This is a genomic window from Paenibacillus sp. GCM10012306 (assembly GCF_042649265.1).
Classification (GTDB): Bacteria; Bacillota; Bacilli; order Paenibacillales; family Paenibacillaceae; genus Paenibacillus_AQ.
Window position 1 is genome coordinate 33,726 of the sequence record NZ_JBHRYW010000015.1, and the last position, 24,119, is coordinate 57,844.

A 24,119-nucleotide genomic window follows, 5' to 3' on the forward strand; every position below is an offset into this window, starting at 1 on the left:
AATCACGGAAATTTTGGTTTAAAATAGTAGTTTGTAATATTTAAAGTAAACAATAACTGTAAATGATGGCAGGTGATCTGTATTTATGAAGTCAACAAACCAACCACGCAGTCTTCTTTACCGGCTGCATCCCGCTAAGTCTTTGGGGCTGCGGCTTTTTCTCGTTTTTTTCATTGCCACTATGGCAATAGTGCTCTCGCTCGGTTACACCTCATATTCCGTTGCCAAGCAGACCATTGAAGACAATGCATTGTCATCCAACCAGCAAACGGTCATTCAAACGGCGGAGAAGCTGGATGTTACCATGCTCCGTTATGAAGATAATTTGGGCCAGATTGCTTATAACAAAGAGATACAGAGAGTTATGAAAGAGGCCAGTCAGTCTGGTTCCGGACTGTCAGCCGATGTTATTGCCGCAGAGCTCAGCAACTGGTTGTCGAGCGCCAAGGGTGTGCAAGCCGTATATCTCGTTCCTGCGAATGGATCAATACCTATTGTGGCTGCGGGTGTGAGGGATGAGGCTTTTATGGAAAGTATCCGCTCGGCATCCTGGTTTGATCAGCTGCCAGACAAGCCCGAAGGGCTGTGGTTGACCAAAGAGATGAAGGGGGAAAAAGCTCCTGAGGTTTTTCATTATGCGAAAGCGATTTCAGGAGAAACTCCAGATTCAGAATATGTAGCGATCAGCGATATAAAGGTCAGTGAGATTGAAAAGCTGCTAGGCGAGGTAAATCTGGGTACAGGCTCCTACATTCAGCTGCTGACTGGAAAAGATGAGCTGATTGCATCCTCCATGCAGAAAGAGACGGATACTTACTTAAGTCTGGGAGGCACCTTGTTCACGGGGCTGAAGCAAGCTTCTTCAGGTGCACTGCCGACCAAGAATGAGGAGGGCAAATCGATTCTGGCGGTCTACGGAACGATGCAAAGCTCTGGATGGAAGCTGCTGGGGGTTGTGCCTGCCGAGAATTTAACCCAAGATACGGTACGCATTCTGAAGACGACCTACATTGCGGTTGGAGCCGCCGTTGTTATTGCCCTTTTAGTGGGGCTGTGGATGGTGCGGATGGTTGCTAGACCGTTGACCCGGCTCAAGGACTTGATGTTTCAGGGAGCTGAGGGGAATCTTAGTGTGCGGACATCGTTCAAATCACGGGATGAGATCGGCCAATTGTCGCTCTCCTTCAACACAATGATGGAGCGAATTACAGAACTTGTCGATCGCACCAATGAGACCGCTCAGGAGGTACTGGAGATGTCAGATATCCTGAGCAGTGCTTCTCGCAAAACGGCATCTGCAGCTAAAGATATTGCTGCCGCTATGGAGGAGGTTGCTGGGGGTGCGGGCAGCCTAGCCTTGGAAGCGGACAATGGCAATGCCTTGTCCGGAAAGATCTCGGAGCAGATGAACAGGGTAACAGACGCTACGCATGAGATGAATGGCAGAGCGCACAGTGTGGGCCAGTTCAGCACCGAAGGTGTAGCAATGCTGAAGGAACTCAAGAGCCGGACACAGGTCACGGAGGAAAGAACCCGGACACTGGTTAACAAGGTGAACAACCTCCAGACAACAGCTTCGTCCGTGATTCAGGTTCTGGATGTCATGCAGCGCATTGCGCAGCAGACAAATATTTTATCCCTGAATGCCAGCATTGAAGCTTCTCGTGCCGGTGATGCGGGGCAGGGGTTCATGGTCGTAGCTAGCGAAATCCGTCAGCTTGCTGATCAATCCAGAAGTTCGATCGCAATGGTGGGAGAAATCACTGACAAGATCATGCTAGAGATGAACGAAACGGTCGCGGTTCTCGCAGAGGTGGCTCCGATGTTCGGGGAGCAAAGTGCTTCAGTACAAAGCACCAGTGATCTCTTCGTATCCGTACAGGGTCAGATGAATGAATTCATCACCTTCCTGGATGCAGTTACCGATTCGATTGACGGGCTCGGGGAATCGCAACGGGTGCTATCGGTGACGATGGACAGCGTCAGTATTATTGCTGAGGAATCGTCAGCTGCCTCAGAAGAGGTGGCTTCGCTCGGCGGGGAGCAGCAGGGTGTTAGTGACCACCTGGTGGAGCTTTCCGCAAGTTTGCAGAAGGCTTCCGCCAAATTAAAGGCTAGTCTTGAAAGGTTCAGAGTATAGTTACGGATTAAATCTAAAAGGTGAATTGCAAAAGAGCAGGCTCCGAAAGTTAGGGCTTGCTCTTGAGTTTGTTAATCGCCAGGGGAAAGATTCTAATGACGGAAGGTGGGACATAATAGGGATAAGGAATCCTGTCAGGGGGGGAAGACAACATTGCGCACCAACAATCATCGTCGTCTGTTCAGCTCGTTAGTGATCTTGTCCGCTACCGTGGGAATATTGATCTTGCGGCTGGCCTGGGTACAATTCGTAATAAAGGATCGGCCTGTCCCTGGTAGCCCATATTCCTTAGCCAAAATGGCGGAAATCCAGAGCGAGCGCGAAACGGTGCTGGATAGCGGGCGTGGGCGTCTCTATGACCGTCACGGCGTGCCTCTCGCGGGAGAAACGATCTGGACAGCTGCTCTTTTCCCGCAGAAAGAATTGGCGGCTAGTGTAAAGTCACAGGTAGAGCGAAGCGAAGCCGACCCTATGCATCGACTGGCGGCCATCTTGGGAGTCAGCTATCAGGAACTGCTGAACAGGGTCGCAATTCAGAAGGAGCCTCTGCTATGGCCATCTCCGATAGGAAAATCGCCTTTGGCGCTTTCCGCTGCTCAAGCTGATGCAGTGAAACGACTTGATATTGATGGGGTGATGGTGCTGCCATTTACCCGCAGGTATGACGGTCAGTTGTCTGGACAACAGTGGCTTGGCTACCTGTCCGAAGCGGTCCCGCAGGCAGACGGCGGGCTGGCAAGTGCTTCAGGCCTTCGAATTCCAAGGACAGGAACGGATGGACTGGAAAAGACGCTGGAGCCTTTGCTACGAGGAGTAGGGCATACCGAGGCGTATGTGCAGGTGGATGCCATGGGCAATCGTATACCGGACAGTCCGCTCAAAGTCCGTTCTCCAGGCAACCCGTATTACCCGTTGTCTTTATACACAACGATAGACAAGAAGCTACAGGATGGTATTGAGAAGCTGGCGGTTCAGGCGGGGATGAAGGAGGGCGCAATTGTCGTATTAGACTCACGGACCGGGGATATTGAAGCAATGGTATCTCTGCCTTTATATAATCCAGAGAATATCTCACCCCAGGGTGGACAATGGAATAATCGAGCGCTGCAAGCCGCCGTTCCCGGCTCCATCTTCAAGATTGTGACTGCCGCTGCGGCTCTGGAGGCTGGTGTTACAACACCGCAGGAAGTCTTCACTTGCTCCGGCCAATATGAGAAGTACGGATTGTCCTGCCTGAAAGGAAAAGGACACGGCTCCCTTACGCTGGCGCAAGGGTTCGCCGTGTCCTGCAATACCGTATTCGCCGCGCTCGCCGAACGTCTGAGCGGCGCGCAGATCCAGTCCACCGCGCTGGCGCTGGGACTGGGAAGAGACATTGGCTGGCAGTCCGAGGATACCCTGGGACTGCCTCTTCTGAGGCCGCTGGCGGGGGAGCAGCACGGGACGATATTCACGTCCCTGGTGCCAGATGACAGCGGCGCAAGAGTACAGACCGCCATCGGGCAGCGCGATGTGCAGGTCACCCCGCTTCAGGCCGCCAATCTGGTAGTGACCCTGCTACATGGCGGGGAGGTCACCGCTCCCCGTATCCTGCAGAAGGTCACTTTTGCGAACGGCCAGACGCTGGAGGAATTGCCGGGACATCTCTCACCGTCCGGGGCTGGAACAATCTCAGCATCCACGACCCGGCTGCTCTTGTCATGGATGAGACAGGTAGTGACCGAGGGAACCGGAAGGAGTCTACGCACCGCCCACTGGCCGCTGGCTGGTAAATCAGGTACAGCCCAGACGCAGGTCAAGGGTATCCCCCGAAATAATCAGTGGTTCATCGGCTACGGGCCCGTAGAGCAGCCGCGGTATGCTGTGGCTGTGTCTGTTCAGAACGTGTCTCCCGGCAGTACTCACACCGCTACGAAGCTGTTCGGTCAAGTATTCGACTTGCTCTCGTCGACTTCCGGGGCTTGATCCCCCGGGTGTTCTGTTTCAGGTTCAGTATGGTCAGCCGTGGCTTTCGCTTCTGATCCGGATGCCGCGAACGGAGAGACGATGAATTCTTCCTGCGGCAGATAGATCCAGCGCTGGAGGTAGCCCTGCTGAATTAATTCCTTAATTAGAATCAACAGTATCGGGGACAGGATCAAGCCAGCTACGCCAAACGCTGACATGGACAAGATTACGAACGAGAGCATCAGGAACGCGGAAGATACGCCGATGGAGTTACCAGTGATTTTCGGTTCCATTAACTGACGTTGGATTAGCACTACAGCGAGAAGGATAATCAGTCCGATCGCCATTGAGGTATTGCCGACGATGAAGAGATACACGATCCAAGGAATCAGGATGGTCGATACGCCGAGGAGCGGGAGAACGTCGAACACGGCGCAGATCAGGGCCATCGTCAGCTCATTGCCAGTGCCCAGGATGAATAGACCAACCAGCACGATGACGAAGGTGATACTGATGAGAATGAGCTGGGCTTTGATATAAGCACCGATCGCTTTAAACACATTTCCTTGCAGAAAAGCATAAGCCGTCTTAAGGGTTTTTGGCATCTTCTCATGGACAATTTTCTTCCAGTCCTTGATCTCCATACTGAGGAAAAAGGCCAGAATGATGGCGATTCCGAAATTCCCCATAAAAGAAGAGAACGAGCCCAGCAGTCCGATCATATACTTAAAGAAGACAATAAGCCATGAAGAGAGGATGTCGGTGGCATCCTTGAAATACCCGTTGATTTTATGAGTCACATCCGGTGGGAGCGTGTCGACTTTATTCTGAAGATAGCCGGTAAGCTGAACGAAATGCTCTTGCACAATAGCTGTATATCTGGGCAGGCTGTCCTGAAAATGCAGTGCCTGAGTCGTAATCAGAAGGCCAGCACCGAACAATGTACCCAACAGCAGAATGAGGAATAACAGAACCGAGATGGCCGAGGCGAACGGTTTGCCGATCCCGCGACGATTCAGAAACCGGGCCAGCGGCTCAATAATGATAAAGACGAAGAAAGACAGGAACACAGGGGCGGCCAAATGGTATAGCTTGCTGAAGGCAAACATGACCAGATACACTGTAAGTACAATTAATCCAATATCAAAGAAGGTGCGCCAATATTTTTTGTACAAGGGGAGCATAAGATTCTAACGACTCCTTTTCATATAATATGTAAGGTCTTTACAACTTGAGTCCATTGTACACGATTTTACTTAAAAAGCGTCTATTTCTTTGCTAGCTGTGTTAAAATAGGGGGTAACGTTTTTTTGTGACGATGATACATATCCGCAAAAAGGCGGTTAAAGCTATACACACTTGGCCGTATCGCTGTATCTGCTTGCAGACCTAAGGCGAGCCAAAGTCAACTCTGGAAAAGCGGGGAATAGACATGCAGACTTTGCTGCTCTGGTTGTTTTACATCTCATCTTTCTATGCCTTTATACCCGGTATTATCAGCCGTATTTTCGGTTACCGCGTGTTCCGTAAAGGAACTGGAAGCCATGAATTTGCGCTGACCTTTGATGACGGGCCGGATCCTCGTTTTACGCCGAAGGTGCTTGAACTTCTGAGGCGTTATGACGCTAAGGCGACCTTTTTCGTGGTGGGATCCCATGCAGAGCTTTATCCTGACCTTATCCGCAGTATTCATGCGGAGGGCCATCTCATCGGTATTCATAACTATGTGCACAAGACCAACTGGCTGATGCGTCCGGCAACGGTAAGCAAACAGATCCAGCGCACAGACGAAATTATTTACAGCATTACCGGGGAACACAGCACTTACTATCGTCCGCCTTGGGGAATTGTGAATTTGTTCGATTTCTCGAAGCGTCGTCGTGTGAAGATTGTATTGTGGTCAGCGATGTTCGGCGATTGGCGCGAGAAGCAAGGGGCTGAGAAGCTTACGGAGAAAATGCTCGCCCGCCTTAATCCCGGCGAAGTGATGCTCCTGCATGACAGCGGTGCGACGCTCGGTGCCGATCCTGATGCTCCAGGACTGATGCTGATTGCCTTGGAGCGAACCTTGGAGGAAGCGCAAAAACGCGGCCTGCGTAGCATCCGTATTGACCAAATGATCAAGACGGCTGAGAAATCGTCCATTCAGCAAATTTCCTTCGGAAAACGCCTGATTGTGGGACTGTGGCTAGGATGGGAGAAATTATTTCAATTTCTGTTTAAGTTAAGAACTCTTTCACCGGCCGAGCCTTTCCTACATTATCGTCTGCGTAAGTATCAGGGACAACCGATCACTTTGGATGATGGAACCACGCTAAGCAAAGGTGACAAGGTGATCGAGCTACATGTCGATAATCGGGAGCTGTTCGAGCTTGGGATGCATTCCCGTTCTTCGGCTCAGCTTGCGATCCGTATGATTCGCCGGATGGAGAAGGATATGCCGGTGCTTGCGGAAGAGATTGCCCATGACGAAGACCTTCTGGAAGCCAAGGCTTTATATGGGGTCAGCATGATCAATCGGGGACCGGAGAAGTTCGGTTTCACGGTACTGGATATGCCAGACGGCTGGTTCGCCCGCTCTAGTAAGCTCTACCTGAGTCTTTTGTTAAGCGTAATACATCCGGCTGGTGGAGCAAGACTGAAGGAGCGGACTGAGGTGCTTGTGCCTAAGCTCATCCTGATGCCGCTGTCTGAACTGTTGAAGCGGCATGATCAGAAGATGCAGCCGCGCAGCGCGAACCGCAAACGGGAACTGAGGGAAGAAGAGATAGATCGTAGCAATGCGCTGGATGAAGTAGAGTTGCCGGGTGCAACTGTTGTTCATTAAAGCACAGAGAAATTATAGTTTGAATCATGGAAAAAGGGAATGCCTCAGACCAACGAAACTTGGCTGAAAGGCATTCCCTTTTTATATTTAGTTGCATAAAAAAAAGGTCCCCCACAGCATGGTGAATGCTGTGAGGGACCACTTTTGATGTAGAATTACGTTCTGGCATGGCCTGAGACGTAATTAGATTTTCAACACGCCGCCATTACTAGCGTTGGTAACCAGCTTGGAGTAACGAGCGAGGTAACCAGTCTTCACCTTCGGCTCGAAGCCTTTCCAGCCTGCTCGGCGGGTAGCAAGGGTTTCTTCGTCTACCAGCAGCTCAATCTTGCGATTGATCAGATCCAGCTCGATGATGTCGCCATCTTCGACAAAGGCAATCGGTCCGCCTTCAGCTGCTTCTGGAGAAATGTGCCCGATGCTGATTCCGCGCGATGCGCCGGAGAAACGACCGTCTGTGATCAGGCCGACTTTGGCGCCAAGGCCCATGCCCACGATTTGGGAGGTAGGAGCCAGCATTTCTGGCATACCAGGACCGCCTTTTGGACCTTCGTAACGGATAACCACAACGTGGCCTTCTTTAACCTTACCGTTCGCAATGCCTTCCAGCGCAGTTTCCTGAGAATCGAAGCAGATTGCTGGACCTTTGTGGTAGCCGCCTACGGAAGCGTCAACCGCACCAACCTTGATAATGGAACCTTCCGGTGCCAGGTTACCGTAGAGTACAGCCAGGCCGCCAACTTCCGAATAAGGATTATCAAGCGTATGAATAACGGAAGTATCCTTAATCTCATGTCCTCTTACGTTTTCGGCCAGTGTCTTGCCGGTAACGGTAATGCAGTCACCGTACAATGCGCCTGGCTTCTTCAGCAATTCGTTCAGTACGGCGCTAACGCCGCCCGCACGGTCTACGTCCTCGATGAAGATATCGGAGGCAGGAGCAAGCTTAGCCAGATAAGGTACCCGGTTAGCCACTTCGTTGATACGCTCCAGTGGATAATCCACTTCAGCTTCCTTAGCCAGGGCCAATGTGTGAAGTACAGTGTTGGTGGAACCGCCCATAGCCATATCCAGTGCAAAGGCGTTATCGAGCGATTCGATAGTTACGATATCGCGTGGTTTCAGATCAAGTTCGATCAGTTCCATCAATTGTTTCGCCGATTTACGTACAAAGTCTTTACGTTCTTCAGCTACAGCCAGAATTGTACCGTTACCCGGCAGGGCAAGGCCCATCGCTTCAGCCAGACAGTTCATTGAGTTAGCTGTGAACATACCGGAACATGATCCACATGTCGGACAGCCGTATTGTTCCAGTTCAAGCAATTCTGCATCGTTGATTTTGCCAACTTGGTGTGCGCCAACGCCTTCGAATACAGAAGTCAGGGAGAGCTTCTTGCCTTTACTGTCCACGCCAGCCTTCATCGGGCCGCCGCTGACGAAGATCGTAGGAATGTTGACACGCAGAGCGCCCATCATCATACCAGGAGTGATCTTGTCACAGTTCGGGATGCAGACCATACCATCGAACCAGTGAGCAGATACAACTGTCTCCAGGGAATCAGCGATGATCTCACGGCTTGGCAGGGAGTAACGCATGCCGATATGTCCCATGGCAATCCCGTCGTCTACCCCAATTGTATTGAACTCGAACGGTACGCCACCGGCTTCGCGGATAGCTTCTTTAACGATTTTACCGAATTCCTGCAAGTGTACATGGCCCGGTACAATATCAATATAGGAATTGCAGACCGCGATAAACGGTTTGCCGAAATCTTCTTCCTTTACACCGGCTGCACGCAAAAGACTGCGGTGCGGGGCACGGTCGAAACCTTTGGTGATCATGTCTGAACGCTTTTTCTTGACTGCCATTATGAATTTCCCCCCTAGTAAATTGCTAAATCTGATATAGTGGCGCATTAACGCATTGCACTCATAAGAGGCAACGAGATGCGGTTTATAGAATTAACGGGGTCCAGCTTCTTACAAAGAGAAGAGGGGAAGCCGTTTCTATAACTGATTGCAATGAGCCTATGATGACTGTGAATGACGGCTGTCCGAAGCCGAACTCGTCATTGTTAATAGTGAGTCTATCACAAACGGGTAGTTTTTTCTACCGATCTTGTGTCAAGGATATCTGCTCTTCAAGACAAAAAGACCGCTCCTTCCGGTGATATGGATATTCACCAATACAGTTGTTGACAGAAGGAGCGATCTCATATTCTATTTTGGATGCTGGATATACGCCAACCAGTTTTTTATAACGACCGACGCAAAGCTTCGCGTTGCAGGTGAACCATCCAACTGACTGAAGGCTCTACCAGACGGTGCAAGAGGCGTTTCACTGCGGGCTGAGCCAGCAGAATAGTCAGTAATACAGCCGTACCAATTAGTACTGTAATTCCTGCAGCGCCGTTGATAGCATCATATATACCTGATACCACAGCTAAGCGGATAATAAATCCGTGAAGCAAGAATACATATAGCGTTCGGCGTCCCCAGTCAGTCATACGGCTCATTCGGTAAGGGACCCATCCCAGAAAAGTAAGGGAAGCTGCCAATTGCCAACCGTAAAGTCCCAAACGGTACAGTCCGGCATACCATTCATGATGGTCAAGCTGCATGTAGGTCATTGATCCATACAACCAGCCGTGTGGAAGAGTTGTTCCCCATAATCCCAGGGGGATAAGCAGTAGGATAGAGCAGACGCAGGCAGAGGCTTTGGCCCACTTGCGAAATATGCGGAGGAAGGCGGGAAACGAAAAGTGATAGCCGATCACGAAAAAGGGCAGATATACAAAGGTGCGACTAATGCTGAACCAGACGCCGTCAAGCTGGAGGTATCCCACAAGCACACCCGCGATGATGGCAAAAGCTAGCTGTGCGCGGAACTTCCATCCTCTCATTCCAATCATCAGCAGCCGCCAGAAGGCGTGACTCGCAAGAAACCATAACAGCAGATAAGGCGCGAAGAAGGAATGCTGAATACCGTTTACATGGAAGTAATTACTGTCGAGCAGGGAATATAGACTTTGAAAAATAATGTACTGCAATCCGATTTGCAGAAGCAACCGGCGACCGGCGGTTCCGTATAGATTTTTCCGGGCAAAATACCCGGTTACGAGTACGAAGAGCGGCATATGGAAACTGAAAATCCACAGATATAGTTGATGCATAACACTCACCCCGCTCACCAGCGGTTCAATGGCATTCCCGACGAAGACAGTGACAATAAGCATAAAGCGCAGATTCAGAAAAAAGGTCTCCCCGCGTGCTTCCAGAGCGTCGTCTCCCATCCTGATGTCCCTCCAAGTGTATCCATTACTTTAATTTTAAAATACCGTATTCCATTTCTTTGAATTGTGATTAATCTCACTAGCGTAAGCGTTGTCATCAAAATGAATGTGGCGATGTGTTGAAGGTTGTTTGAAAGCAACGATTCAACTATAATTTTCATATTAAGAGGAAGCAGTATATGCAGAACCAGCCGGGAGTGACATATGTGAAGGGTAAAATAACGAAACGCCGCGTGTTCGTCATCCTATTAATCATTCTCGCCGCTGCGGGCCTGCTTCTGTGGAGATATTTGACGCCCTATGCGCCTGAGCAGAGCGCCGAAACGGCTCTTATCTCGGGCGGAGGCATTTCGGTAGAACAGAACGACAATTGGATTTCTTTTGAACCGGGACTTATCACAGGCGCAGGAGTAATCCTGTATCCTGGCGGGCTGGTGGAAGCGGAAGCTTACTCTCCGCTCGCGAAGACCATCGCCTTGGCTGGTCATCCGGTGTATATCGCCAAGATGCCGCTTAATCTTGCAGTGACGAAGGCTGATGCCGCAGAAGAGATTATCCGTGTGCATCCCAAGCTGACGTTTGTACTCGGCGGGCATTCCCTGGGAGGCGTTATGGCATCCCGTTATGCCGCGGAGCATCCCCGTCAACTAAAGGGCGTGTTCTTTCTGGCGTCCTATCCGGATGAGAAAGGCAGTCTGAAAGCAACAACACTGTCGGTTCTGTCGATCCTGGGTACGGAGGATGGGGTAATCAATAGGACCAACTACCGCAAAGGGCGCTCCTATCTGCCGGACAATACCATTTATTACTCCGTGGAGGGTGGAAATCATGCCCAGTTTGGTAGTTATGGTAAGCAAAAGGGAGACGGGGAAGCCACAATCTCCGAGGAAGAGCAGCAGAGTCGCACGGTTCGCGCACTGCTCGATTGGTTGAGTAATCTGGGTTAACCCATAGACTGGGGGACAATGACAACATGCCTTTATTACATGTGAATCATACGACTATTCCTTGCCAGGGCATTCTCTTTGATAAGGACGGAACGTTGCTGGATCTTCTGGCTACATGGGGACTTTGGGCGGAACTGGTACTGCGCGGGATGGAGACACAGCTGGCAATTAGGGGGAAAAGGCTGGAAGGCGGAATATCTGGACTGCTCGGTACCATCCATGATGACAACGGGAAAGTAATTGGCTACGATCCCTCCGGACCGCTCCCCATGGCAACAGCGGGAGAAACGGAGGGGCTGCTGGCGTGGCATCTGTATGCCTCAGGCCTTTCGTGGAACGAAGCCGTAGCTAAGGTGAAGCACATCGTCAAGGAAGCGATGAATGAGCTGCGCAAGAGACAGGCGGCGTATCCGCTGCCGGGGCTGCTGCCCTTCCTGAAGCAATGTGCGGATGCCTCGCTGAAGCTGGGGGTAGTGACTTCGGATGGAGTCAAGACGACGGCTGAGCAGTTGGAGTGGCTTGGAATTGCACCTTATTTTCAGACGGTGGTAACGAGAGACCATGTGGTAAACGGCAAACCGGACCCCGAAATGGCGGAGAGGGCTTGCCGCGAGCTTGGCCTGAGTCCTGGTGAGGCCGTGATGATCGGGGACAGTAATGCGGATATGCAGACCGGCAAAGGCGCAGGTGTCTCCCTGGCCATCGGTATTGCTGGTCAAGACGGCGGAAGCGCACATCTGCTGGATGCCGATATCGTGATATCGGGCTTCCATGAACTTCGGATTTCTTCCTAAACTACAGTATAGAAAGGATGGACTGAATGCCCATGGATCAATTACAGACCTTGACTTCTTGGATCAATGACAGTGAATCTATAGTTTTCTTCGGCGGAGCGGGTACCTCCACAGAAAGCGGAATTCCCGATTTTCGTTCTGCGGCAGGCTTGTATCAGACCGAGCATCAGTCACCATATCCTCCCGAGGTGATGCTCAGCCGTACGTTTTTTATGTCCTCACCGGACATTTTTTTTGATTTCTATCGCAGCAAAATGATTCATCCACAGGCTCAGCCGAACGGGGCGCATCTCCTACTGGCAGAGCTGGAGCAGCAAGGCAAGCTTAAGGCTGTCATTACGCAAAATATTGACGGCCTGCATCAGAAAGCGGGCAGCCGCCGGGTACTGGAGCTGCACGGCTCGATTCACCGGAACTACTGCATGGCTTGCGCCCGATATTACGGTCTGGAGCAGATTATGGAGAGCAAAGAGGTCGTGCCCCGCTGCCCGGACTGCGGCGGCATTATTAGGCCGGATGTGGTGCTCTATGAAGAGGAACTGGACCAAATAGTGCTGACTGAGAGTGTGGAGGCCATCCGGGGGGCCGATTTGCTGCTGATTGGCGGCACCTCGCTGACCGTGTATCCGGCGGCTAGCCTGATTACTTATTTTCGTGGAAGACATACAGTATTGCTGAATGGTGAACCTACGCCATATGACCGTCAAGTGAATCTTATTGTTAGAGACCGTATTGGTGAGGCGCTTGGCAAGGTGAGTTCGCTGCTGCGAAAGTCTTGATTCCCCAAAGGTGGCACTGAAGCTCAAGCGTAGTCTTAACCTAAAGGAATTACAGCAGGAACAATAACAGCCCGTTTCCTTGTACAGAAACGGGCTGTTATTGTTCTAGTGTCAGGGCTGAGATTTGAGGACAAGGGCTAGCGTGAGGATTTGTCTCCAGGTCTCGCCGTGGCAATGCGGTAAGCCGTCGGGGACTGGCCGCAAAAGCGTCTGAACTGGCGCGAGAAATATAGCGCGTCTGTCAGGCCGACCGAGGCTGCCACCTGCTCTACAGACAGCTCCGGGCGTTCGCGCAGCAATTGCCTGGATTTATCGATACGCAGCTTCAGCAGGTAGGTCACCGGGGACAAGCCGGTTTCCTGCTTGAATACTCGGGACAGGTAGGCTCGGTTATAGCCCAGACTGTCGCACATTTGTTCAATAGAGACAGGGTGGGCATACTGGGAGGACATGTAGTGAATCATCTGCTTCACGGTTCGCTGCACCTGTGATCCCACACCAGGTAGACGCGAGTGAGAGGATAAACGCTCTGCTGCTTCTCCTATAATAAGATACAAATAGCCCAGCGAGGTGAGATGCGCGCTCTCCCGGTTGGCATTGAAGGCGCCCATCATCCCGGCCAGCGCCTCGGGAATCACGCTGCCCTCAGCAGAGGATAGTACTGGCGTGTCTGGACTGAAGCCGGCCTGCTGTACCAGCCGGTCGGCCTCCGCTCCGGTAAAAGCTGCCCAGCGGTAGCGCCAAGGCTGGTGCGGATCGGAGATATAACTAACCAACTGGGCAGGATGGATCAGGAAGCAGTCCCCTTCGCCCAGTTCGTACTTGTGCTGCTCTGTATGAAAGCTGCCCGACCCTGATTCAATGAAGTGCAGCAGATAATAATCGTAGATCTTGGGGCCAGCCTGATGCAGCGGCAGCGTCTGGCTCTCGCCGGCAAACAGTACATGCAGCGGTTGGCTGTCGTAAGAGACGGGATTTGAGCCAACGGAATAGGTATATGAATTGGAACTGGATGAATCCATTAGGCAGGACAACCCCTTTTGTCGGCCGCTCAGAAATATGGTTGATTAGCAGGCGTTATTTTTAATATTGATTATATCCGGAAAAGTCACATATATCCATACATTACACACATGATTGCATTATCAGACCAAGTCTGATTTTATTATAATATAAGCAGAAAGAAAGCATTACCAAATCCCGCGATCGCAAACAGTGAAAGGATGGAGTGGCATTTATGAGCATACAGCAACTTAGCCAGACGTTTATCGGAAAATATGGGGAGAGCAGCCAGGAAGCACGCGTGTTTTACGCACCAGGCCGTGTCAACCTTATTGGTGAGCACCTGGATTACAACGGTGGATATGTGCTTCCCGCAGCACTTGAATTCGGTACCACGCTGATCGTGCGTCCGCGCAGTGACAGCAAGGTCACTTTTGCATCGACTAACTTCCCTTATGAAGCATCTATAGATTTCAGCGATATCGGCAAGAACAAGACTGGTGAGTGGGTGGATTACCCGATCGGCGTAATGGTTGAATTGCAGAAAAAGAACCTGCCGCTGACTAAAGGTTACGACCTGCTGTTCCACGGGGATATCCCGAACGGAGCAGGCTTGTCTTCTTCCGCATCGCTTGAAGTAGTAACCGCTTATGCATTCTTGACGCTCGAAGGCGGCGATACCGACACTGTTGAGATTGCCCTGCTCTCCCAGCGTGCTGAGAACCAATATGTTGGCGTGAACTCCGGAATCATGGACCAGTTCGCCGTTGCCAACGGCAAGCGCGATCATGCCATTCTGCTCATGTGCGATACGCTTGAATACAACCTGGTGCCTTTCGTGACCGGTTCTTATAAACTTATCATCGGCAATACGAATAAGCGCAGAGGTCTGGTGGATTCCAAGTACAATGAACGCCGTCAGCAGTGTGATGAAGCCCTGTCCATTCTGCAAAAAGAAGTTCCATCTCTGTCCTATCTGGCCCAGCTCACCCGTGAGCAGTTTGAGACTCATCAGGATAAGATTGCTGACGAGACGGTAAGACGCCGTGCACGTCACGTTGTGGAAGAGAACCAGCGTGTGCTTGAATCGGTAGAGGTGCTGAAGAACAACGATCTGAAGCAGTTCGGACAGTACATGAACGATTCGCACGCTTCACTTCGTGACTTGTATGAAGTTAGCTGTGCAGAGCTTGATATCATGGTAGAAGAAGCACAGCGCATTCCAGGCACACTTGGCGCGCGTATGACAGGTGCAGGCTTCGGCGGTTGTACGGTATCCCTGGTGCATGAAGATGACGTAGAACGCTTTATTAGTGAAGTAGGCGCGGCTTACAAGGAAAGATCCGGTCTGACCGGCGAGTTCTATGTATGCGGCATCGGCAATGGCGTGGAAGAACTGAAGGGAGAGAAGTAAACATGGCGATTCTGGTAACGGGCGGAGCCGGGTATATCGGCTCCCACACGGTAGCTGAGCTTCTGGAGCGCGGCGAAGAAGTCGTAGTCATCGACAACTTGCTGACAGGACACCGCGAGGCACTACTGGGTGGCAAATTGTACGAAGGCGACCTGCGTGACAAGGAACTGCTGGCGAAGCTGTTCTCCGAGAACAATATTGAAGCGGTCATTCACTTTGCGGCCAGTTCCCTGGTGGGCGAAAGCATGAAGGACCCGGTTAAATATTATGACAACAACGTCTACGGCACTCAATGTCTGCTCGAAGCTATGCAGAAGGCAGGCGTGGACAAAATCGTCTTTTCCTCCACGGCTGCGACCTATGGCGAACCGGAAAAGGTGCCGATTGAAGAGACTGACCGCACTGAGCCTGCGAATGTCTATGGTGAGACCAAGCTGACCATGGAGCGCATGATGTCCTGGTTCGATAAAGTACTCGGCATCAAATACGTGGCTTTGCGCTACTTCAACGCCGCAGGCGCACATGCCAGTGGTAAGATCGGAGAAGATCACCGTCCAGAGAGCCATCTGATTCCGCTGGTGCTGCAAACTGCACTGAAGCAGCGTGAGAGCATCGCCGTGTTCGGTGACGACTACCCGACAGAAGACGGAACCTGTGTACGTGACTACATTCATGTTAGTGATTTGGCTGACGCCCATGTGCGTGCAGTGAGCTATCTGCGCAGCGGAAACGAAAGCAACGTTTTCAACCTTGGAAACGGTCTGGGCTTCTCCGTGAAGCAAGTGATTGAAACAGCCAAGAAAGTAACCGGTCTAGAAATTCCTGTAGTCATTCAGGAACGCCGGGCTGGAGACCCAGCCGTACTTGTGGCTTCATCGGCGAAAGCACGCTCTGTACTGGGCTGGAATCCGCAGCATGCGGATCTGGAGAACATCATCCAAAGTGCGTGGAACTGGCATTCGGCTAATCCGCAAGGGTACGGGGAATAAAGGAGAATTTGAAATGGACAACGAGAAGATAACGGCTGCCTCTGGGCAAGAGGCACTGCATGCTATTGAGCAGTTGGTTCTGTTCGCCCTGCGGCAAGACCTCATCAAACCTGCGGATGTTGATTATAGTCGCAACCTGTTACTGGACCAGTTTGGGTTCACTGAGCCTTTTGCCGGAGAAGTGGATCAGGCGGTGCTGGAAGGCCCGCAGGGTCCGCTGGACCAATTGATCGACTACGGCTTCGAAATCGGCTTATTCCCAGAGAACAGCGATACTTACCGTGATCTGCTGGACGCTAAGATTATGGGCCAACTGATGGCTCGTCCTTCGGAAGTGAATCAGGAGTTCAATACTCTGAGACAGGAACAGGGTGTTGAAGCTGCAACGGATCGATTCTATAAATTGAGCATTGATTCCAATTATATCCGCATGGATCGTATTTCCAAGAACGTTTACTGGCTGCAGGAGTCGTCTTACGGAGACATCGAGATGACGATCAATCTGTCCAAGCCAGAGAAAAGTCCAAAGGAAATCGCGATGGCCCGGCTGCTTCCGCCGCCAGTCTATCCGAAATGCCTGCTCTGTCGTGAGAATGTCGGTTATGCCGGCCGGGTCAACCACCCGCCACGCCAGAATCTGCGCGTTATTCCGCTGGAACTGAATAAGGAGAAATGGTTGTTCCAGTATTCTCCTTATGTTTATTACAATGAGCACTGTATTGTGTTCCATCATGACCATGTGCCGATGAAGCTGACGAAGGATACGCTGAAGCGCCTGCTTGGCTTTGTGGAGTCTTTCCCGCATTACTTTATCGGTTCCAATGCCGATCTGCCGATTGTCGGCGGTTCGATCCTGACGCATGACCACTTCCAGGGTGGACGTCATACATTCCCGATCCAGAAGGCACCGAAGGAAGATACCTTCAATCATCCGGACTATCCGGGCGTCAGCATCAGCATTGTGAAGTGGCCGATGTCTGTGCTGCGTATGAACAGCCAAGACCCGGCCGTACTGCTGGAATGCGGCAATGCTATTTATGAAGCTTGGAAAGCTTACAGCGATCCTGAAGCCGAAGTCTTCGCATTCAGCGAAGTGGATGGCGAGCAGCAGCCTCATAATACGGTTACGCCGATTGTACGTCGCGGTGAAGATGGAAGCTTCGAGATGGATCTGGTATTGCGCAACAACCGGACCAGCGAGCAGTATCCTGAGGGGATTTTCCACCCGCACCGGGAGATGCACCATATCAAGAAAGAGAACATTGGCTTGATCGAAGTCATGGGTCTGGCGATTCTGCCTGGCCGCCTGAAGGAAGAGCTGGATGCCATTGCTGGCATTCTAGCCGGAGATACGGCTTCTCGCGAGGCGCTTAAAGGCAATACTGATCACCCACTGGCGCTACATGCCGCCTGGGTAGAGGAACTGGTAGAGCGTTTCGGTACTTCCCTGGAGCGGGAAGCTGCTGTGAAGACGGTGCAGAACGAAGTCGGCATCAAATTCACACAAATTCTTGAGCATGCTGGTGTCTACAAGCGTACGCCGGAAGGTCAAGCGGCTTTCCGCAGATTTGTCGGCAGCTTTGGCGCACAGTAATCTATTCATTAACCTTATAGGCGGGGATGCTTGGGAGTCGTAGACTCCTGTAGCATCCCTGTTTTTTTGCGTTTGTTGTGCTTTTCTTGAGGAATACCGCCTCACGACAAGTGGAACAGCTACTGTTTAGGTGGTACTGCTATTTTTATATTTGGTTATTTTCGTTACTGATTTGAAAGGAGACTGGCAGAGGACTATAATAGTGGGTGCATTACCAATTCATGAACTTACGGAGGACTGTACACGTGCAGAATTTTGAATTCTATAACCCGACGAAGCTGATCTTTGGCCGGGATACCTTGGAAGCATTGCGTAATGAAGTTCCCAAGTACGGAAAGAACGTACTGTTGATGTATGGAGGCGGCAGCATCAAGCGCAGCGGTCTTTACGATAAAGTTATAGCTCATCTTAAGGAGCTGGATGTGCAGATTACTGAGCTTAGCGGCGTTGAGCCGAATCCTCGTCTTTCCACAGTACATAAAGGGGTGGAGCTCTGTCATCAACACAACATTGATCTCATCCTGGCTGTGGGTGGGGGAAGTGTAATCGACTGTGCGAAGGCCGTTGCAGTTGGTGCCAAGTATGACGGCGATATGTGGGACTTCTTGGAACGCAAAGCGGCACCGCAAGCTGCACTGCCACTGGGTACGGTTCTGACAATCGCAGCTACAGGTTCGGAAATGAACGGCGGTTCTGTGATTACAAACGAAGTTACACAGGAGAAATTGGCTTGGGGCAGCATCCATGCTTACCCTGCATTCTCTATTCTTGATCCTGTGCATACCTTTACCCTGCCGCGTGACCAGACTGTGTATGGCATGGTGGACATCATGTCCCACGTGCTGGAGCATTATTTCCATACCGATGGCAATACTCTCGCACAGGACGGATTTTGCGAAGGATTGCTCCGCACAGTGATTGAGACAGGTCCCAAACTGGTGGAAGATCTGGAGAACTATGAGCTTCGCGAGACGATCCTCTACTGTGGAACTATGGCACTGAACGGAATGGTCAGCATGGGATTTGCCGGCGACTGGGCCACACACAACATTGAGCATGCGGTCTCTGCGGTATACGACATTCCACACGGCGGCGGACTAGCGATTCTGTTCCCGCAATGGATGAAATATAACCTCGCCACCAACCCGGCACGTTTCCGCAAGCTGGCGGTTAATGCTTTTGGCGTGAACCCTGAGGGCAAGACTGACGAAGAGATTGGACTCGAGGGCATTGAAGCGCTGCGCCGGTTCTGGGATGCCATCGGGGCCCCAAAAACACTGGCCGATTACGAAATCGACGACAGCCAAATTGGCGTGATGGCGGATAAGGCGATGCGTTTTGGGCCTTTCGGCAACTTCCGCAAATTGAACCGTGAGGATGTTGTAGAGATTTATACAATGGCGCTGTAAGACAAGCGTCTCCATGTGGTGCGAGCAGTCTGGGCTTGTTAAGAGCCTAGGCTGCTTTTTTAAATAAGATTAGAAATGAATATCGTACTCCATGTGTTTAGCTGTGTCTTGCGCCACAGCTGTGTCCAGCAGTCGCTGAACGACATGAAAGGCCATATGAATGCCTGCAGATATACCTGCTGAGGTGACGATCCTTCCAGCATCCACAAACTTCGTATTCTCTTCGACTCTAACCGCTGGGTAAGTCTCTCTCATTCGTTCGATGCTAGCCCAGTGGGTAGTAGCGGATTTGCCATCCAAAATGCCGGCTTCCGCCAACAAGAACGCCCCTGTACATACCGAGGTCATAAGCTCTACCTCCGGAAATTTCTCCTTAATCCAGGAGATCACATTCCGATTATCCACTTCCTTACGTGTACCTATCCCTCCAGGAATGACGAGAATGTCGTATGCAGGTGCACTTGAAAAGCTGTAATCGGTGGTGACCTTTAGTCCATTGCGGGCAGTGATCATTCCCCCTTGTTCAGAAACAGTCGTAACAGAGAAGGGCGCGAAGGCTTCGGGCGTGAAACGCTGGGTAACGGTGACGGCGAATACTTCAAAAGGTCCGGCGAAATCGAGTACCTCAACATCATCAAACAGGAAAATTCCTACTGTACGTACGTTCACGTTCATCACCTCTTCATGGATTTTGCTAATTGAAAATATAGGTTCGTGCATATTGTATTATAATAATAGTTGTTAGACTATCGCTCTAAAGGGTTAGGTTTGCAATTGAAATCGGAAATACAAGCGTATTCAAAGGGATTATTAGAAAATAATCCAAAGTTTGTGAAACCAAGGACGAACTTTTTACGTTTAATGTAGTATGACAGTCCGGAACAAAGACGGGAGGAGAAGACTATGCAAACGCTGTATTTGGGCTGCTTGGCGCTAGGCGTCATTTTTGCCATAGTCAGCGTGTTGGTGGGAGATCTGATCGGAAGTGCACTGGATGGGATATTCGATATTGTGTCCGTTGATTTTCTTAATCCCACCGTCCTGGCAGGGGTAGTGACCGTATTCGGCGGCGCAGGCATTCTGCTAACCCGCTACAGCACACTTGATGACGGGCCGATTGTCGCTTTATCCCTGCTGACTGCTGCATTCATGGGGGTGCTCTTGTTCCTGGGGTTCGTGAAACCAATGGATAAGAGCCAGACCTCAAATGGTTTTTCCATGCGGGATCTGCCAGGAATGATCGGGGAGATTACGGTTCCCATCCCGGCAGAGGGTTATGGGGAGATCATGGTAAAATTCGGAGCTGGTAACAGTTTGCATACGGCGTCCAGCTTCGACCATCGCCCTTTATTGGCCGGATTGAAGGTTGTTGTGGTCGATGTCAACGAGGGTGTAGCGCTGGTAACAGAATTTGATGAGGGAAGAGGAGTGGATATTTAATGTTCGGCATACCTGACTTTTTGTTAATTCCTGCTGTGGTAATTGCTGTTCTGCTGGTGCTTGGTATAGCTTTCTGGGCCCGTTACAAAACGGTGGGACCGGATGAAGCAATGATCGTTACAGGTTCATTTCTTGGCAATAATCATATTTCCGATGATGGCTCCGGCCGGAAAATCAAGATTGTCCGCGGGGGCGGCGCATTTATTCTTCCAATCTTTCAGAAGGCTGAATTCATGTCCTTGCTATCACATAAGCTCGATGTGACGACACCGGAAGTGTATACAGAGCAAGGGGTGCCGGTTATCGCCGACGGCGTAGCCATTATCAAGGTTGGTAGCTCCACTGAAGATGTGGCGACCGCTGCCGAGCAGTTCATGGGCAAGCCGATTGAATCGCTGAAGAGCGAAGCCCAGGAAGTGCTGGAAGGACATCTACGGGCCATACTCGGTACAATGACCGTTGAAGAGGTTTACCGTAACCGGGACCGCTTCGCACAGGAAGTACAGGGTGTAGCGGCACGCGATCTTAAGAAAATGGGTCTGCAGATTGTCTCCTTTACTATTAAGGATGTTCGCGATAAGCACGGCTATCTGGATGCACTCGGTAAGCCGCGAATTGCTGCTGTGAAGCGGGATGCGGAGATCGCTGAAGCGGAAGCCGTACGGGATGCGCGTATCCAGAAGGCCAACGCCGAGGAGCAAGGACAGAAGGCGGAACTGCTGCGTGATACGAATATTGCTGAGGCCTCCAAGGAGAATCAGTTGAAGGTAGCGGCCTTCAAACGCGATCAGGACACGGCGAAGGCGGAAGCTGATCAGGCGTACCACATTCAGGAAGCGCGCGCCAAGCAAACTGTGGTGGAAGAGCAGATGAAGGTTGAGCTCGTTCGTAAAATGCGGGAAATCGACCTGCAGGAGAAAGAGATTCAAGTCCGCGAGAAGCAATATGATGCGGAAGTGAAGAAGAAGGCTGAGGCAGACCGTTACGCGGTAGAGCAAGCGGCAGAAGCCGATAAGGCGAAAAGAATGCGCGAGGCCGATGCGGTGCAGTACAGCATTGAGACGCAGGCAAAGGCGACTTCAGAGCAGAAGCGGCTTGAGGGTCAAGCGATTGCGGATGCGGAGCTGGCCAAAGGTAAAGCGGAATCCGAAGTTATCCGTCTGCGCGGTCTAGCGGAAGCGGAAGCCAAGGAGAAGCTGGCGGAAGCATTCCAGAAGTTCGGCGAAGCAGCCGTGCTGGACATTATCGTCAAGATGTTGCCGGAACTGGCAGGCAAAATTGCCGAGCCGCTGGCATCGATCGACAAGCTAACTGTGGTCGATACTGGCAACGGCGAGGGCGCAGCCCGGGTCAGCAACTATGTGACCCAGCTCATGTCCACTGCGCCTGAAATGCTGAAGAGCGTCTCCGGGATTGATGTGGAAGAGTTGATCAAGGGACTAACTCGCAAAGCTACTCCAGCATCAGCGGGTAACACTAGCCCAGTGTCTGCCGTGACTCCAGTAACTTCGGTTCAGGCACCTGTCACAAATTTCAAAACAGTCTTAGAGGAAAAACCTGGAGAGTAGAGAATACTTAATATAGTTGCAGTGAAATATGTCCGGCAATTTGCCGGACATATTTTGTTGTTCTGACGATCTAATCCCTGTCCGTGCATACATAACAAGACACCTGAAGGAGCTTAATTAATGAACACTGAGCTAGATCTTAACAACACTCGACCAGCCAAGACCAGTCTGACGCCATGGCTGGCCGTTTGGACTGCACCGCGCCGAACGATCCGAGGATTTCTGGATTCGGCTAACCCGCGCCGGAATATGATTTGGCTGTCTATGGCCGGTGGATTCCTAAGTGCGCTGGGGCGTGCATCTTCCAAGAACCTCGGCGACGAAATGTCGCTGCCCACGATCTTCCTGATGTCCATTCCAGCGGGCATTGTCGGCGGGCTGTTTGCACTTTATGTTAGCAGCTTCCTGCTGAAAATAATCGGCGGATGGTTGGGAGGCCAAGGCAGCCGGGCAGAGCTGCAGACGGCGCTGGCGCGAGGATTGTTTATGCCAGCAGTCCTGCTTGGGGTGCTATGGGTTCCGGAGTTGCTATTCCTTGGCAAAGAGATGTTTACCTCGGAAATGCCGACGCTGGAGAGCAACTTGGCCGCAACGGCCGTTTATTTTATTTGCGTAGTCCTGGAGTTTGTACTTGGAGTCTGGAGTTTCATAATCACCATGAAGGCCATTGGAGAAGCACACCGTTTCTCTGCCTGGAAAGCACTACTCAGCAGTGTAATGCCCTTCCTGATCCTACTTGTGTTGTTTTTCCTTGTAATGCTAGTGGTGCAGTAGGCCCTTCTTTTCCCGAAGCCTTGCTGTAGGGTTGGCTACACATGTATAATCTACTCGTGCCCTTTAACGATATGGCTGCTGTCAGCAGCGGGGATTCAGAACTAAAAGAGGTGTCTTTATTGAGCAGCATCACCGTAGCCAAGGTATTGAATAACAATGTTATCATTGCCGATCATCCCCAGTATGCCGAAGTAGTCGTGATTGGCAAGGGGATTGGCTTTAACCGCAAAGTACGCGATCATATTAATCTGTCCTCCGTAGAGAAGATGTTCATTCTTCGCAGTCGTGAGGAGCAGGAACAATATAAACAGCTCGTTCCTCAGGTCGAAGAGAGACTGATTGAGGTTGTTCAGGAGATTGTACTTCACATCATGCACAGCAGCCGTCAGCCGCTGAATGAGCATATTCATATTGCCCTTACCGATCATATCTCATTTGCCATACGTCGCCATGAACAAGATATTGCTATTCATAATCCGTTTTTATATGAGACCAAGGAGATTTATCCCGAGGAATACAGCATGGCTGAATATGCGATCGACCGGATTAACGAGGCCATGGGCGTTACGCTCCCGGCAGATGAGGTGGGTTTCGTTGCATTGCATATTGTTAGTGCGATCAGCAACAGACATATCTCGGAGGTCAAGGAGCATTCCCAGCTCATCGGGGATCTTGTGAATTTGGTAGAGAACATCCTTGAGTATCATATTCCGCGCGAATCGCTGGATTACTCCCGCTTGGTGACCCATCTGCGGTTTGTGCTGGAGAGGTTGCGCCGGGGTGAGGCGGTACGGGAGACGTCGTCGCTGGATGGACTTATGAAACGCGAGTATCCTGAGATGTATTCGTTATCATGGAAGTTAACCAAGGTAATCGAGCAGCGTATGCGCATTCCCGTATATCCCGCAGAGGTTAGCTATCTGACCATACATCTGCAGCGCCTGGCTCAGAAAAAAGAAGATGAGGCAGATATGCGGCGGAGTACTGGCGACCAATGAGTTTTTTTAAAAAAGTGACTTGCAAGTTCGAATAAACGGTGCTAAACTGTTCTCAGTTAAGTAACAAAACAGAATATCCAACGTGTAACTGATTCGATCAGGCATGAGTGATTTACAGTATTTTGGTTGTTTAACCCCTTGTTGGGGTAATCTAACTTTAGGGTTAGACTACAACCTGTATGCTGTATTGCTCATGCCTTTTTT

General features: G+C 51.0%; 19 protein-coding genes. 14 read left to right on the top strand and 5 right to left on the bottom strand.

Annotated features, from left to right (window positions below; all coding sequences use genetic code 11):
• Positions 1–85: 85 nt before the first annotated feature.
• A complete protein-coding gene (locus ACFORK_RS25300) occupies positions 86–2,140 on the top strand; it encodes a methyl-accepting chemotaxis protein (protein ID WP_379204326.1) in 2,055 nt (684 codons plus the stop codon).
• A gap of 153 nt (positions 2,141–2,293) precedes the next feature.
• Positions 2,294–4,105: a peptidoglycan D,D-transpeptidase FtsI family protein gene (locus tag ACFORK_RS25305; RefSeq protein ID WP_379204328.1), complete on the top strand. Its 1,812-nt coding sequence runs from the start codon at positions 2,294–2,296 to the stop codon at positions 4,103–4,105.
• Here ACFORK_RS25305 and ACFORK_RS25310 read toward each other — a convergent pair.
• Entirely contained in the window at positions 4,066–5,271 is a 1,206-nt protein-coding gene (locus tag ACFORK_RS25310; protein WP_379204330.1) for an AI-2E family transporter, read from the bottom strand. The genes ACFORK_RS25305 and ACFORK_RS25310 overlap by 40 nt on opposite strands.
• A gap of 248 nt (positions 5,272–5,519) precedes the next feature.
• Here ACFORK_RS25310 and ACFORK_RS25315 point away from each other — a divergent pair, with 248 nt between their 5' ends.
• Complete coding sequence (locus ACFORK_RS25315; RefSeq protein ID WP_379204332.1) at positions 5,520–6,914, top strand: polysaccharide deacetylase family protein; 1,395 nt, start codon at positions 5,520–5,522, stop codon at positions 6,912–6,914.
• Between the two features lie 183 nt (positions 6,915–7,097).
• Here the strand turns inward: ACFORK_RS25315 and ilvD are convergent, their stop codons facing one another.
• Both ilvD and ACFORK_RS25325 read right to left on the bottom strand, forming a co-directional pair.
• Positions 7,098–8,783 (bottom strand): dihydroxy-acid dehydratase, encoded by a 1,686-nt coding sequence (gene ilvD / locus ACFORK_RS25320; RefSeq protein ID WP_175374088.1) that lies wholly within the window; start codon positions 8,781–8,783, stop codon positions 7,098–7,100.
• 386 nt (positions 8,784–9,169) lie between these two features.
• A complete protein-coding gene (locus tag ACFORK_RS25325) occupies positions 9,170–10,207 on the bottom strand; it encodes an acyltransferase family protein (protein WP_379204335.1) in 1,038 nt (345 codons plus the stop codon).
• A 179-nt stretch (positions 10,208–10,386) separates the two neighbouring features.
• Here ACFORK_RS25325 and ACFORK_RS25330 point away from each other — a divergent pair, with 179 nt between their 5' ends.
• Genes ACFORK_RS25330 through ACFORK_RS25340 form a run of 3 tightly spaced genes read left to right on the top strand, consistent with a single transcriptional unit; the run spans position 10,387 to position 12,727 of the window.
• Complete coding sequence (locus ACFORK_RS25330) at positions 10,387–11,154, top strand: alpha/beta hydrolase (protein WP_379204337.1); 768 nt, start codon at positions 10,387–10,389, stop codon at positions 11,152–11,154.
• A gap of 26 nt (positions 11,155–11,180) precedes the next feature.
• Complete coding sequence (locus ACFORK_RS25335) at positions 11,181–11,948, top strand: HAD family hydrolase (RefSeq protein WP_379204339.1); 768 nt, start codon at positions 11,181–11,183, stop codon at positions 11,946–11,948.
• A gap of 32 nt (positions 11,949–11,980) precedes the next feature.
• Positions 11,981–12,727 carry an NAD-dependent protein deacylase gene (locus tag ACFORK_RS25340; RefSeq protein ID WP_379204341.1) on the top strand — a complete coding sequence of 249 codons (747 nt, stop codon included), beginning with the start codon at positions 11,981–11,983 and terminating at the stop codon, positions 12,725–12,727.
• Between the two features lie 137 nt (positions 12,728–12,864).
• Here ACFORK_RS25340 and ACFORK_RS25345 read toward each other — a convergent pair whose 3' ends face one another.
• Complete coding sequence (locus ACFORK_RS25345; protein ID WP_379204343.1) at positions 12,865–13,749, bottom strand: AraC family transcriptional regulator; 885 nt, start codon at positions 13,747–13,749, stop codon at positions 12,865–12,867.
• Positions 13,750–13,964: 215 nt separating this feature from the next.
• Here ACFORK_RS25345 and ACFORK_RS25350 point away from each other — a divergent pair, with 215 nt between their 5' ends.
• The 4 genes from ACFORK_RS25350 (at position 13,965) to ACFORK_RS25365 (ending at position 19,135) form a co-directional block, all read left to right on the top strand.
• Positions 13,965–15,143 carry a galactokinase gene (locus tag ACFORK_RS25350; protein WP_379204345.1) on the top strand — a complete coding sequence of 393 codons (1,179 nt, stop codon included), beginning with the start codon at positions 13,965–13,967 and terminating at the stop codon, positions 15,141–15,143.
• A 2-nt stretch (positions 15,144–15,145) separates the two neighbouring features.
• Positions 15,146–16,132, top strand: a complete 987-nt coding sequence (gene galE / locus ACFORK_RS25355; RefSeq protein ID WP_379204347.1) for a UDP-glucose 4-epimerase GalE — start codon at positions 15,146–15,148, stop codon at positions 16,130–16,132.
• Between the two features lie 13 nt (positions 16,133–16,145).
• On the top strand, positions 16,146–17,726 hold the full coding sequence (locus ACFORK_RS25360; protein WP_379204349.1) for a UDP-glucose--hexose-1-phosphate uridylyltransferase: 1,581 nt from the start codon (positions 16,146–16,148) through the stop codon (positions 17,724–17,726).
• A gap of 245 nt (positions 17,727–17,971) precedes the next feature.
• Positions 17,972–19,135 (top strand): iron-containing alcohol dehydrogenase, encoded by a 1,164-nt coding sequence (locus ACFORK_RS25365; protein ID WP_379204351.1) that lies wholly within the window; start codon positions 17,972–17,974, stop codon positions 19,133–19,135.
• A 69-nt stretch (positions 19,136–19,204) separates the two neighbouring features.
• On the opposite strand, the gene ACFORK_RS25370 is transcribed toward ACFORK_RS25365, so the two are convergent.
• Positions 19,205–19,810, bottom strand: a complete 606-nt coding sequence (locus ACFORK_RS25370) for a DJ-1/PfpI family protein (RefSeq protein WP_379204469.1) — start codon at positions 19,808–19,810, stop codon at positions 19,205–19,207.
• 228 nt (positions 19,811–20,038) lie between these two features.
• Here ACFORK_RS25370 and ACFORK_RS25375 point away from each other — a divergent pair, with 228 nt between their 5' ends.
• From ACFORK_RS25375 to glcT, 4 genes are all read left to right on the top strand, one after another.
• On the top strand, positions 20,039–20,575 hold the full coding sequence (locus ACFORK_RS25375) for an NfeD family membrane protein (RefSeq protein WP_379204353.1): 537 nt from the start codon (positions 20,039–20,041) through the stop codon (positions 20,573–20,575).
• Positions 20,575–22,143 (top strand): flotillin lipid rafts scaffold protein FloT, encoded by a 1,569-nt coding sequence (locus ACFORK_RS25380; RefSeq protein ID WP_379204355.1) that lies wholly within the window; start codon positions 20,575–20,577, stop codon positions 22,141–22,143. Before ACFORK_RS25375 ends, ACFORK_RS25380 begins: the two co-directional genes overlap by 1 nt.
• A 120-nt stretch (positions 22,144–22,263) precedes the next feature.
• Positions 22,264–22,917, top strand: coding sequence for a YIP1 family protein (locus tag ACFORK_RS25385; RefSeq protein WP_379204359.1), 654 nt, complete (start codon positions 22,264–22,266; stop codon positions 22,915–22,917).
• Between the two features lie 119 nt (positions 22,918–23,036).
• Positions 23,037–23,915 (top strand): glucose PTS transporter transcription antiterminator GlcT, encoded by an 879-nt coding sequence (gene glcT, locus ACFORK_RS25390; RefSeq protein ID WP_379204471.1) that lies wholly within the window; start codon positions 23,037–23,039, stop codon positions 23,913–23,915.
• Positions 23,916–24,119: the final 204 nt, after the last annotated feature.